This window comes from Blautia sp. MCC283 (genome assembly GCF_018785565.1).
Taxonomy (GTDB): Bacteria; Bacillota; Clostridia; order Lachnospirales; family Lachnospiraceae; genus Blautia_A.
The window spans coordinates 139,249-152,497 of the sequence record NZ_WQQB01000069.1 but is presented as its reverse complement, the minus strand read 5'-3'; the positions used below and the strand labels follow the sequence as shown (position 1 = coordinate 152,497).

At 46.1% G+C, this 13,249-nt stretch carries 12 protein-coding genes; 3 read left to right on the top strand and 9 right to left on the bottom strand.

The window, feature by feature from the left end; all coding sequences use genetic code 11:
• Window positions 1–9 precede the first annotated feature (9 nt).
• From GPK81_RS17200 to GPK81_RS17180, 5 genes are all read right to left on the bottom strand, one after another.
• Window positions 10–501, bottom strand: a complete 492-nt coding sequence (locus GPK81_RS17200; protein WP_021977222.1) for a DUF4867 family protein — start codon at window positions 499–501, stop codon at window positions 10–12.
• A 296-nt stretch (window positions 502–797) separates the two neighbouring features.
• On the bottom strand, window positions 798–1,328 hold the full coding sequence (locus GPK81_RS17195; RefSeq protein ID WP_021977223.1) for a EutP/PduV family microcompartment system protein: 531 nt from the start codon (window positions 1,326–1,328) through the stop codon (window positions 798–800).
• A gap of 18 nt (window positions 1,329–1,346) precedes the next feature.
• A complete protein-coding gene (locus GPK81_RS17190; RefSeq protein WP_021977224.1) occupies window positions 1,347–1,778 on the bottom strand; it encodes a BMC domain-containing protein in 432 nt (143 codons plus the stop codon).
• Window positions 1,779–1,789: 11 nt separating this feature from the next.
• On the bottom strand, window positions 1,790–2,155 hold the full coding sequence (locus GPK81_RS17185) for a BMC domain-containing protein (RefSeq protein ID WP_021977225.1): 366 nt from the start codon (window positions 2,153–2,155) through the stop codon (window positions 1,790–1,792).
• Window positions 2,156–2,517: 362 nt separating this feature from the next.
• A complete protein-coding gene (locus GPK81_RS17180; protein WP_215707399.1) occupies window positions 2,518–3,021 on the bottom strand; it encodes an NUDIX hydrolase in 504 nt (167 codons plus the stop codon).
• A gap of 320 nt (window positions 3,022–3,341) precedes the next feature.
• Here GPK81_RS17180 and GPK81_RS17175 point away from each other — a divergent pair, with 320 nt between their 5' ends.
• The 3 genes from GPK81_RS17175 to aroD all read left to right on the top strand — a co-directional run bounded on the left by GPK81_RS17175 (window position 3,342) and on the right by aroD (window position 7,202).
• Window positions 3,342–5,339, top strand: coding sequence for an oxidoreductase (locus GPK81_RS17175; protein ID WP_215707398.1), 1,998 nt, complete (start codon window positions 3,342–3,344; stop codon window positions 5,337–5,339).
• Between the two features lie 191 nt (window positions 5,340–5,530).
• Window positions 5,531–6,409, top strand: coding sequence for a shikimate dehydrogenase (locus GPK81_RS17170; RefSeq protein WP_215707397.1), 879 nt, complete (start codon window positions 5,531–5,533; stop codon window positions 6,407–6,409).
• A 31-nt stretch (window positions 6,410–6,440) separates the two neighbouring features.
• Window positions 6,441–7,202 (top strand): type I 3-dehydroquinate dehydratase, encoded by a 762-nt coding sequence (gene aroD, locus GPK81_RS17165; protein WP_021977229.1) that lies wholly within the window; start codon window positions 6,441–6,443, stop codon window positions 7,200–7,202.
• Between the two features lie 240 nt (window positions 7,203–7,442).
• Here aroD and GPK81_RS17160 read toward each other — a convergent pair whose 3' ends face one another.
• The 4 genes from GPK81_RS17160 to GPK81_RS17145 all read right to left on the bottom strand — a co-directional run bounded on the left by GPK81_RS17160 (window position 7,443) and on the right by GPK81_RS17145 (window position 13,243).
• The gene (locus GPK81_RS17160; protein ID WP_021977230.1) at window positions 7,443–8,834 is read right to left on the bottom strand and encodes a hypothetical protein; all 1,392 of its coding nucleotides are present in this window, start codon (window positions 8,832–8,834) and stop codon (window positions 7,443–7,445) included.
• A 236-nt stretch (window positions 8,835–9,070) separates the two neighbouring features.
• Window positions 9,071–10,270: an MFS transporter gene (locus GPK81_RS17155; RefSeq protein WP_118062140.1), complete on the bottom strand. Its 1,200-nt coding sequence runs from the start codon at window positions 10,268–10,270 to the stop codon at window positions 9,071–9,073.
• 5 nt (window positions 10,271–10,275) lie between these two features.
• Entirely contained in the window at window positions 10,276–11,157 is an 882-nt protein-coding gene (aroE, locus tag GPK81_RS17150) for a shikimate dehydrogenase (RefSeq protein WP_021977232.1), read from the bottom strand.
• A 160-nt stretch (window positions 11,158–11,317) separates the two neighbouring features.
• On the bottom strand, window positions 11,318–13,243 hold the full coding sequence (locus GPK81_RS17145) for an oxidoreductase (RefSeq protein ID WP_118062139.1): 1,926 nt from the start codon (window positions 13,241–13,243) through the stop codon (window positions 11,318–11,320).
• Window positions 13,244–13,249: the final 6 nt, after the last annotated feature.

Below are 13,249 nucleotides of genomic sequence, written 5' to 3'. Positions count from 1 at the left end.
AAAATTCCCTCAGTCTGTCACGATCTTAAACCAGTCCTTCTCCTCAAACTCCACCACTGTACAGTCGTTTGCATAAGTGCATTCCGGCAAAATGATCATGGCGTGGAGTACTTCATTGTTTGCCGGCAGAGGGCATAAGTGCCAGATTGCAGCGTTGATCTTTACCATGGAACCTTTTGGTACGAGGAATGCTTTTGCGAGCTGTGGGACAGGGGTTCCGGCGGATGCAGGGGCTACGTGGATGATCATATCGTCGTCCAGCGCTACGATACCTTCCCAGGTGGTTGTGTGATACTCTGCACATTTTACGATCCGATCGTCCTTTTTTACTTCGATGGGTGAAAATGCCATGCTGCCCATGGCTGTTCCGGAAATGCGGTCCGGATAGAATTTGTGGATCTCGCCCTGAAGTGGATATCCGTCGGGATGAGTCATGTCATAAAATGTTCCGTATGGCGCGAATTCCTCTTTTGTGATGGTCACTGCTTTTACTTCTCTCATAATATATATACCTTCTTTCTTTGTAATTTCCCATTATAGAAAAAATCTTATATCAGGCATTCTCTTTTTGTTATTCAATGTATTAATTAACCGAATCAGGGAAGTCCCCTGCAGGATTGTGAAAAACAATCATCCGCTGGTGGAGACTTATTACAAAAAAATGCAGAACATCCATCCAGCCATGTTCTGCATTTAATTTCTTAATTATCTGTAAGTCAAGCGGATAAAATCATCCGCATTCGTTACTTGCTCATAACCGAATAACTGCTTGATCCGGTTAATGTCATGTCCCAACCTTACCGTATCGATTCCGGATATTCCACTCCCTCCGGCATGGGATCCCATTCATTCAGTCCAAGACTCTGCTTGAATTTCGCCTGTTCCAGTGTAAGCTTCGGAAGATCATCTTTCAGGTAATCCATCAGCTCACTGATTCCTTCTCTTGTTTTATTGTTTACCATGAAGATTCTCTCACAGCCCATGTTCTCCATCCACTGTCTGACCATGGGGATATTTGCATGGGGAGAATCCACCTTGGTGATGATCCCGATCAGCGGGCGGAGAAGGAAATTCCTGCTTCCGTCACTGAACAGGTTAAATGGCTCATTAGCCGCCTGTACAATGGCGATCACATCTGCCTCAAAAGAGAAACAGGCTAGCCCCACGCTGAAATGCTTGGACTCCGCATATTCTCCCGGTGAATCAATGGTATCTTCATTTGTGTTGGTATACTGGGTTTTATGATAATGAAGTTCTTCCCCTTTAAGTGCCTGTGTCAGGGATGTCTTGCCGGCTTCACTTCGACCCATCAGAAAAATTTTTTTCATTTATTATCCCGTCCTGCCTCAGCTTCTGTGGATCTCACAGACATCAAACTTCAATGTCTCATGGAAAAAACGCACCACTTCTTCCACAGCTGTCATCACTTCCGTAAAACCGCCTGTCAGAATCAGCGTTCCACAGAAACGATCCATAAATCCTACTTCCACGTGAGCTGCCTTCACTGCAACATCTGCCGCAACTACGATCGCCTCCCAGGGTGTGACTCTGACCATACCGATCGCATCTCCTCTATGGTCCTCGCCTTCATGAACACCGATATGTAACGCAAGATTCTCATAGACAGATTTATCACTTGGTGTAAAAACATGTGCAAAAGAAAGCTCTTTTCCAGGTACACGCACCCGGGTCAGTCGAAGTCTTTTTCCCTTAAGGTTCTCATAATCATCATGAAACAGCCGCTCCAGCAGTTCTTCCTTCGTTATCCTTTCTTCCATGGTGCACTTCCTTATCTCTTGGTGATCTTGCAAACCACATATCCCAGGGTATCACGGAAATAGTCCACGATTTCTTCCATTGCTGTCTGCACATCGGAAATCTCTCCCGTTATGATCAGAGTTCCTGTAAAACGGTCTGCAAAACCAAGATATACATTACCACTCTTCACTGCGATATCGGATGCAATCACAGCAGACTCGGAAGGTGTCATATTCATGATTCCGATCGCAGATGATCCATAGTCCACCTGTGGATTCAGTCCAAGCTTCTGATATATGATCGGTGCCGGACCACCCATGATATGGGCAAATGTGATCTCCTTACCGGCTACGGTCTCCTGTACGATTCTGATCTGGTCTTTATGTTCATCTGCCATGATGATTCCTCGCTTTCAAAAATTTCGTAATATGGCATTGTCAAAATCAATACCATAGTTTTTTCAATCGATTTAATATTCGATAAGCCGGATTTTGTTCATCCGGCTTACAATTTCCCTACGATAAATTTTACTATTTATCCATTTTAATGTCAATACAATTCTTCTAAAACAAGGCAGAAAACAACGTTTTTAAAAATAAAAATCCACAGAAAACAACACTTGTTTTATATCTGTATAGAAAATCAGTCAGAAATTCTTATATTTCCCATTGCCACGATCATCGTTTTGCTCTCACACAAACAGTAAGCAACTTTCAGCAGGACCCAGACACAGCTTAAGTTCATCATACTCAGCTTCTCTCAGAACTCAAATGCCCTCTTAATGCTGTCATAATGCAGGAATTTTCCCTCAGCCGCAAACGCCCTGATCTGATCCAGAGTTGCAAACATATATCCGTCTGTTTCTTCAGTCTGAAGTTCCAGATCCTTATCCTGCACATCCATCACAAAACGGTACACATCCACAAAATAATTATCTCCCTCACCAGGATTCTCTCTTTTATAGGTAAAAAGATATCCTCCCTCTGCCTCTCTTACATCCAGTCCTGTCTCTTCTTTTACTTCACGGAACACTGCCTCCCTGGATCCCTCACCTGCCTGGGCAGCGCCACCGGAAACTTCCCACCAGCCCGGAGCCCAGGCTTTTGTCATCACACGTTTGGTGATCAGAAAGGTTTTATCCGGCCTTGCAACCACGCCAAGGACTGTCAGATGATATTCTCCATCTTTCAGACACCAGTCATTCCGTTTCATGGTACGTCCCGTCGGTTTCTTATCTGCATCGTAAATATCCCAGAATTCCATTTTTCTATCTCCTGTCTTTATACAGTACACGGTAATACGATCTTATATTTAACCACCTGCAGCAGCAAATATAAATTACGGATATCTGCCCCGTCTCCCCGCATTCTGTATCTTTTTTATTTGTTATGATAACACGCTAAAGTCCTGTATGTAAACCCTGGAATCCTGCACTATTTTCCAGTCACTTTCCATCCACTAAAAATCTATAGATTATTTTTATTATATTACTGGTATTATGAATTAGTTTTATAGATATTTTTGTTATATAATTAACACAAACAAACGATTCTATTAAAAAATAACCAGGGAGGTTTTTCCAGATGAAGAATGATTATCCGCATATTTTTTCCCCTTTAACCGTTAAAAATATGACTATTAAGAACCGTATTGTTATGATGCCGATGGGTACCAACTACGGTGAGCAGAACGGCGAAATGAGTTTTCTTCATATCAACTACTATGAGCAGCGTGCAAAGGGTGGCACAGGCCTCATTATCGTAGAGAACGCAAGCATCGATTCCCCGCAAGGTTCCAACGGTACTACCCAGCTTCGTATCGATCATGACAACTATCTTCCACGTCTTTTCAAATTCTGTGAGAACATCCACAGATATGGAACAAAGATCGCGATCCAGATCAACCATGCAGGAGCTTCCGCAATTTCTTCCAGGATCAACATGCAGCCGGTTTCCGCATCTGATGTTCCGTCAAAAGAAGGCGGCGAGATCCCGCGTCCTCTTTCCAGAGAAGAGATCCTTCACATTGTAAAGAAATACGGCGAGGCTGCAAAACGTGCACAGACAGCCGGTTTTGACGCAGTAGAGATCCACGCAGGACATTCCTACCTGATCAGCCAGTTCCTTTCCCCGATCACAAACAAGCGTACCGACGAGTTCGGCGGATCTGTTGAGAACCGTACCCGTTTCTGCCGCATGGTCATCGACGAGGTAAGAAAACAGGTCGGACCATTCTTTCCGATCATGCTCCGTCTCAGTGCAGATGAGCTGATGGAAGGTGGAAACACACTTGATGATACTCTGGAATATCTGGATTACCTTCAGGAAGAAGTTGATATCTTCGACGTTTCCTGCGGTCTCAACGGTTCCATCCAGTACCAGATCGACGCAAACTATCTTCCGGATGGATGGCGTTCCTACATGGCAAAAGCTGTAAAAGAAAAATTCAACAAACCGTGTATTTCCATGGGTAACATCCGTGACCCGAAAGTTGCCGAGAGAATCCTCGCTGACGGCGACGCAGATCTTATCGGTATGGGACGCGGCCTTATCGCTGATCCTGCATGGGTAAACAAAGTTGCCACAGGGCATGAGTGCGATCTCCGCAAATGTATCTCCTGTAACGTTGGATGCGCCGGAAACCGTATCGGTGTAAACCGTCCGATCCGCTGTACCGTAAACCCGTCTGTTCTTGAGGGCGATGTATATAAGAAACTGCATGTAAACAAAAACTGCAACGTGGTTGTTATCGGCGGTGGTACTGCCGGACTGGAAGCTGCCTGCACAGCCGCAGAGGTTGGCTGCAACACCTTCCTTCTGGAAAAAGGCAGCGAGCTTGGCGGACTTGCATCTCTGATCTCAAAAATCCCTGCAAAGAACCGTCTGGCTGATTTCCCGCACTATCTCATGCACCGCGCAGAGCAGCTTGAGAACCTTTATATCTTCACAAATACAGAAGGAACACCGGAGAACATTCGCAAGTTCCATCCGAATATCATCGTAAGTTCCACCGGTTCCGCTCCTCTTCTGCCTCCGATCGCAGGACTGAAGGATCGTATTGACAACGAGGACTATAATATTTATTCTATTCTTGGTATGATCAACCACATTAATGATTTTCCAAAGGATCTGGAAGGCAAAAAAGTCGTTGTCGTAGGCGGCGGTGCTGTAGGTCTTGATGTTGTGGAATTCTTCGCAGACAGAAATGCAGACATCTCTATCGTTGAGATGATGGATCAGATCGGACGTGACCTTGATCCGGTAAGCAAGAACGACACAAAGGCCATGATGAAAAAACACAATGTACATCAGCTTACAAAAACTGCTCTCCTTGAGGTTAAGGATTCTTCCTTCCTTGTAAAAGGTGACGGCGAGCCTTATGAGATTCCATTTGAATACGGTTTCGTATGTCTCGGAATGAGAGCCCAGGGACAGCTTTACCAGAGCCTTGCAGAAGAATTTTCTTCTGAGGATGTTGAGATCATGAACATCGGCGACAGCCAGAGAGCAAGAAGAATCATTGACGGTACCCAGGAAGGACGTAACATCCTTACCATTCTCGAGCAGAGAGGATACCTTTAATATCATCGCTATAACCTCCTGACGGGCATTTTCATATGTTATAAAGTCCGCTCCACGGAGTGTCTATAGATTTTCCACGTCTTCCTCCCGCTGCAGCCGTCCGAAGAACATCCGCAACTTCTTCAGACTGATGTGGCGGGAGGTTTTAAAAAAGTTACCCAAGATTTTTACCAATGAGAGGAGTTATTACCATGTCAGAAAGAATCACAGGACACACAGAGCTCATCGGTCTTATGGCTTATCCGATCCGTCACTCCAGCTCTCCTGCCATGCAGAACGAAGCTTTTGCAAAGCTTGGCTATGACTATGCATACCTTGCATTTGAAGTTGGCGCAGATGAGATCGAGGATGCTGTAAAAGCCATCCGTACTCTGAAAATGAGAGGTTCCAACGTTTCCATGCCGAACAAGACTCTGGTAGGCCAGTACCTTGACGAGCTTTCACCGGCAGCAGAAATGTGCGGTGCTGTAAACACCATCGTCAATGATCACGGCCATCTTACAGGCCACATCACAGATGGCATCGGATTTATGGCAGCACTGAAAGACAACAACATTGACGCCATCGGAAAGAAAATGACCATCGTAGGCGCAGGCGGTGCTGCTACTGCTATTGAGATCCAGGCTGCACTTGACGGTGTAGGCGAGATCGTGATCTTTAACCGTAAGGATGAGTTCTGGGACCGTGCCGTATCTACTGTTGAAAAGATCAACACAAGAACATCCAGCCACTCAGTTCTCTATGATCTCTCCGACCTTGACCAGCTGAAAAAAGAAATGGCTGACAGTTATATTTTTGTAAATGCCACAGGCGTTGGAATGAAACCGCTGGAAGGCCAGTCCGTTGTCCCGGATAAATCTTATTTCCGTCCGGAGCTTATCGTTGTTGACGTACCATACTCCCCTCTTGAAACCACTATGCGTTCCATGGCAAAGGAAGTTGGCTGCAAGACAATGAACGGCCTTGGCATGATGCTTTTCCAGGGCTCCGCTGCATTTGAACTGTGGACCGGCGAGCCGATGCCGATCGAGCATATGAAAGAGATTCTTAATATCAGATACGATGACTGATAAAATCCCATCCGTATCGGAAAGGACCATTATGAAAACAGTTCAGGTAAGAAATATCACAATCGGAGAGGGCAGACCGAAGATCTGTGTCCCGATCGTTGGACAGACAAAGGAGGATATCCTTCTTGAAGCAGGAACCTTCGAAAGAATCCCGGTGGATGTTGTAGAATGGCGTGTGGACTGGTTCGAGAATGTTTTTGACACAGACAAAGTTCTTGATGTGGCAAAAGATCTCCAGACCGTTTTAAAGGACACTCCGATCCTCTTTACCTTCCGTACTGCAAAGGAAGGCGGAGAAAAAGCAATCTCCAGCGAAGATTACAAAGCCCTCAACATGGCTGTTGCAAAAAGCGGCTATGTAGATTTCATTGATGTAGAAGCCTTCACAGGCGAAGAGATCGTAAAAAGCATGATCCAGGAAGCTCACAGCTATGGCGTAAAAGTCATCGCTTCCAACCATGATTTTGATGCAACTCCTGAGAAAGATGAGATCGTGCGCCGTCTCCGCATGATGCAGGATTATGGCGCAGATATCCCGAAGATGGCTGTTATGCCTAAGAGCAAACAGGACGTACTTACCCTTTTAAGTGCAACACTGGAAATGTCCGAGCAGTTCGCCGACCGCCCGATCATTACCATGTCCATGGCAGGAACCGGTGTTGTCAGCCGTCTCACTGGCGAAACCTTTGGTTCCGCCCTTACCTTCGGTGCCGCTACAAAAGCTTCCGCACCGGGGCAGATCAATGTCAACGAGCTTGAACAGGTTCTTGACATTATCCACAAAAGCCTGTGATCCTGTAACCTCCCATTGAAAGGATCTACGGCTTCGTTTAAGAAAGAACGTGAATTATAGACCAAATTTTAATCCCAATTAATGTAACAAATTTAACCAAATAGCAAATGCGGATGATTTTATCCGCTTTAATCCCATAATAGCAAATCTATTTTGTAACAAAAACAAATCTCATGACAAAAATAGGAACTGCGCTGACCCATCCAGTGCAGTTCCTATTTTCTTTTATCGCTTTACTTATTATTTCTCAGTTTTTTCCTCAATGACATTTTCCTGTGATTTTTTCCTTGGGTCCCAGTTGGAAAGGAAGATATTCAGTCCGAAACCAACAGCCAGAGCCCATGCAGATGCCCATGCAGTTCCCTGGGTTGCAAGGACAGCAGCCATAACACCTGCGATCATCTTGTCACGGTCTGTCTTACAGTAATCCATACCGATCCTTGCACAGACAAAGGCCTGGAACATCAGAGTGATGGAAGAACCAACTCCGAAGATCGGGCGGAAGAAACTTACAACTGGAATGATCAGCACACTTAAGAAAGTTGCAATACGGAAGGACGCCATACCGCCAAGAAGAGACTTCATGGCTTTCTTTCCTTCTTTGTAACGGATGGAGACAGATACGGTCATGCCAACCCATAACGGACCGGAAAGGGGCGGGAACGGTGCGATGATGGAAAGAATCAGATTTCGAAGTCCGCTGACCAGGTTGGAACGGCTGGAATTGAAATCAATGTACTCATCATCTCTGGACTGACGTGCCTCAGTAACCAGGGTTTCTGTGGTAACAAAATCACCAAATGCGATAACATAGCATACAAGTGCCAGAGGAAGCGCTTTGATAAACATGGAAAGCGGCGGGATTCCCACACCGAAAATACTTACCTGTGAGATGATCTCTTTAAACTGCGGGATCTTGATAAAAGTTCCAATCTCTAATCCCGGTTTGTCCAGCTCCCCCACAAGAAGGCCAACTACCATGGCGATCAGATACGGGAAAAGGTTTCCATAGCGGGCAACAAGATCCAGAAATTTATTGTTCTTTCTCTTCTCCTGGTATTTATCCGAAAAACTGATCAGGATCAGAAGGCCAACACCTGCGACGATCGCCAAGGGATATTTGTGCATATTGCCGCCCTCTCCCAGCTGACCTGCCATAACCGTAACCGGCGCTGCAAGAAGGATTCCACCCTTGACGGAATCCGGTACAGCATGGACAAATTTATCCGCAAGTTTGGTAACGCCCATAAATATGAACACAAGACCAACCAGCATCTGCAAGGCGATCATTGCCTGGATACGCTCTTTTCCCAGGGGAAAGCCTTCCAGAAATACGATAGTCAGCGGAAGGGTCGGCGTGATCCATCCGGGAACTACCGGATCACCAAGTAAACTGTGTAGCATATACAGCATGGTCTCTATGATGACACAGCTCCATGCCAGCTCATAAGGCAGTCCCAGATACTGTTCCAGATAAGGGACAGCCGCAAGTGCCGTAACGCCAAGGATCAGGCCCTGGATAAATTCTACGGACTCAAGTTTGTAATGAATAAAGGGAAGACGAACCTGAAATGGCCCAAACGGAATGTAGGGCAGTTCGTTTTCTCTTCTCTGTCTTGCTGCACGCGCCATAACGATTCTCCTTTGTCAGTTTTTTGATAATACATATATAGTATCTTTTGTTCTGGAAGTTTGTTAATTAACAAACATTTCCAGAAACATCAAAGTCCAATCCGGGAATTGTTCCCGAATTGGAACTTTATTTTGTACAGATTCCGTCATCTTCGTCCGAATCCATACAATGATTGTTACGGTTCACTCCGTGACCTGCGAACCGTAACTGATCATTCACTTATTTCCACCCTGTCTCAGGCTTCTTTTCCACGGTTCATCTTGACAAACAGTGCAAGAAGGATTCCAATGAATGTCACTGCCATGTTAAGAAGCAGGATCATTCTCGGAGCGCTGGTTCCGGCAGTCTTTGTAATGTAACCTGCCAGTGTCAGGATGGTATAGTTTGCAACGCTGGATGCGATCATAACCATGGATGTTGCAGTTCCCTTGTTCTCCGGGAAGAATTCAGCGGTTGTGGAAACTGCCAGCTGCAATACACCGCCTGCGCCTGCGAAACCGATGACAAATCCACCGATGAGGCAGATAGTCGGGTTCTGGATAAAGTAGCACAGTCCCAGCATGATAAAGGAAATCAGCGGATAGATGATCAGGATATTGATCTCTTTCAGTCCTTTTTTGATAAATACAGAGGAACACAGGATCGCTGCAAAAGTTCCAACTGCATAGAAGGACTGGATCTTGGAAGGATCACTTAAATTATAAAGTTTTCCAAGCTCCTGGTTACAGTTCAGCCACAGCATGAATGTGGAAGAACTTGTAAATCCAATGAGGATCGCTGCAATTGCCGCAGGAGTGATCTTTAACTTTGTTTTCTCTTTCTTTTCTGCACCTGTTGTATTTCTGTCCGGGAATGGCAGGAACAGGATCAGGATTCCATCGATGAAGATTGCAGCACCTGCAACGATAAAGATGGTTCTGTAGGACATATTAGCCGCTGCTACGAATCCGATGAGGAACGGAAGTAGGAACTGACTGATACACATGGAGAATTTTGTAAACAGGTTCGCCACAGAAGGATTGTTTACATAGATTTCCATGCATGTAGGGCTTACACAGGTATCCAGGAAAGAGTTTGCGATACCACCTACAATGGCAAAGGCATAGGCAACGCCCATAGACGGAGCAAATGCGATTCCCATAAAGTATGCTGCATAGCAGATCACACCAATGATTCCACTTAATCTGCGTCCGAATTTGTCGGACAGGGGACCGGAAAACGGAAGGGAGATCAGTCTTCCAAGTCCCAGTGCAGCGATTACGGATACTACCATGCTGACATCCATAGTTCCGTCACTTAAAGCCTTTGCTCCCCAGTGAGCCGCAAGCTCCGGCTTGTACTGGCCCATGATGGAAGCTCCGATTCCGTGAATGAAATATGTAAAATACAGCGCGATAGAAGTAATTACCAAATTTTTCTTACCTGTCTGGCTCATGATCCTTATTTCCCTTCGTTCTCAGCCTGGAATTTCTGGTACTCATCTGTAGGCATCTCAAGTCCTGTGTACAGTTTATAGGACTCAGCGCCCTGCCACAGAAGCATTCCTTTTCCGCCTACTGCAAGTTTTACGCCTGCTTCTTTTGCCTCTTTTACCATTCTTGTCTCTGCAGGATTGTATACGCAGTCAGCAACGACAAGATCTTTGTGGAACATGGATTTGTCAACCAGAGTAAGGTCATCGTGTGGTTTCATTCCTGCAAGTGTTCCGTTTGCAAGAATGTCTGCGTTTGCGATCTCTTCTCTCAGTTTGTCCTGATCGTCCAGGCAGTATACGCTTACTTTGCAGTCCGGTACTTCTTTTGCAAGCTTCTCTGCTGTTCCTTTTGCTCTTTCAAGGAACGGGTCATCCGGATTGAAGATCGCGATGGATGCTGCTCCGTCAAGGGCACACTGTACAGTAAGAGCTGTAGCTGCTCCGCCTGCTCCTAAGACTACCATCTTTTTGCCTTTTACGTCAACGCCGTGCTCTTTTAAGTTGCGGACAAATCCGATACCGTCTGTGATATGTCCTACAAGTTTTCCATCCTCATTCACAATGGTGTTTACAGCGCCGATGATCTTTGCTGCCGGTGAAAGCTCGTCTACACACTGAGCTACTTTGTTCTTGCAAGGCATGGTTACGTTGCATCCTCTCATTTTGAAAAGGCGCATTGCATCAAGAGCTGCCGGAACCTGATCCTCTTTGATATCGAATGCCATGTAAGCATAGTCCAGGTTATGGTACTGGAAGCTGAAGTTGTACATAGCCGGTGATCCGGAGTGTCCTACCGGACTTCCGATCAGCGCGAGTAAACCAGTTGTTCCTTTAATTCTCTGTTCCATTTCTTTTTTCCTCCTGCATTCTCTCCTTGCAGCCACCGGATGTTTTCTCCGGTGCCTGTCAGGATGTTTCTTTTATTTTTCTTCTGTCCTGTTTATTGGACAATTATTTTCTTGTGTATTGATACGATCCGGTGCCTGACGCTGTCAGGCGGATATCCCATCAGAGTCTGGAAGCTACCTCATAAGCCTCTTTTGTTGCATCCAGTGCACGTCTTGCACGGATGGCATCTCCGATCACGTGTGTCTCAGGTACAAGATCTTTGATCTTTTCTTCAAGTGGATTGTAATTGCGGAATCCCATGGAAAGGATAACGGAATCATATCCTCTTGTCTCATGACGTACTCCGTCAGCTGTCTCGTACTCTACACCGTCTTCATAGAATTTGCATACCTTTGCTCCGGTGATCTCTTTGATTCCGTAGTCCTCGAAATCTTTCATGAGATAGACTCTGTGCTCATGGATCACGTCTGCACCTACGGTATCACGGAACTCGATCACCGTTACATCATGCTCCTGCTCGCCCAGGAATGCAGCGGTCTCACATCCTACCATTCCACCGCCCACAACAAGAACTTTTTTGCCTGCTGGTCTCTTTCCGTCCAGAAGATCAGAACCGTGGATGATGGCCGGATTGTCGATTCCCTCGATAGGAAGGATCAGAGTCTTGGAACCCGTTGCGATGATCACACTGTCCGGTTTCTCCTCTTTGATAAGCTCCGGAGTTACCTCACAGTTCATCACGATCTTCACGCCGTCTTTCTGGCAGCGGTGGATATAGCTGCGGATCATGTTTGTGATATCACCTTTTCCTGGTGGATAAGCCGCAAGTCTCATGTTTCCGCCGAGAACATCTCCTGCTTCATAAAGTGTTACTTCGTGTCCTTTCTCTTTTGCGATAAATGCAGCGCAAAGTCCTGCAACACCACCGCCGATCACCATAACTTTCTTCGGATTCTCTGTCTTAGCAATTGGCTCTGCCTCATGTCCAAGAAACGGGTTGGTCAGACAGCAGATCGGGTTTCCTGCATACATGTTTGCAACACATCCCTGAAGACAGGCGATACATGGAGTCATATCCTCCAGACGCTCTTCCAGTGCTTTTTTCGGCATAGCAGGATCTGCAAGGCTCTGACGGCCAAATGCTACAAGGTCTGCTCTTCCTTCTTTTACCATCAGTTCTGCAAACTGTGGCTCTGTATAACGTCCGACTGTGATCACCGGAATGTTTACCGCACGTTTGATCTCCTCAACCTCTGATGCGGAGAATCCACCATGGATAACCGTCGGTGCCCACATAAATTCATCTTTGATATGAACGGCACGGGATACGTGGATGGCATCCAGTCCGCAGCTTTCCAGGTATGCTGCGATCGCCGCGCTGTCATGGATGTCAAGGCCGCCTGGAACCTCATCTGCACAGTTGATTCTTGCAAGGATCGCAATCCTGCCCTGTGTTGTTTTCTTGATCTCCTCAATGATCAGGCGTGAGAAACGCATGCGGTTCTCAAAGCATCCGCCAAACTCATCCACTCTCTTGTTTGTTCTTGGAGAGAGGAATGTGCTTACCAGATAGCCGTGTGCCATATGGATCTCAACAGCATCTGCACCTGCTTCCATGGCTCTTCTTGCTGCCTCGCCATATCCTTTGATCAGCTCATAAACTTCCTCTGTTGTAAGCTGTTTCGGAATGTCACGTCCACATACAGACGGGATGCTGGTTGCTGCTGTGATCGGTGCTCCTGCGTTCTTTGCATTTCCTTCCGGACCTGCATTCTGAAGCTGGATGGAAACTTTTGCACCTTCCGCATGGCATCCGTCAATAACTTTGCGGAAGCTCTCGATGGTAGAATCATCATAGAGACATGGTTTACGCGGGCCGCCCTTTGCGCCTTTGTGAACGACGGTAGCCTCGATAGTGATCAGGCCAAATCCGCCTTTTGCTCTTTCCTTATAATATGCAGCGGACTGCTCGCTCATAGTTCCGTCTGTATTTGCAAAGTTATTTCCCATTGGCGGAACAACGAAACGGTTTTTTACGGTCATAGGGCCGATCTCGATCGGCTGAAACATCGCATTGAATTTCATGTGGGT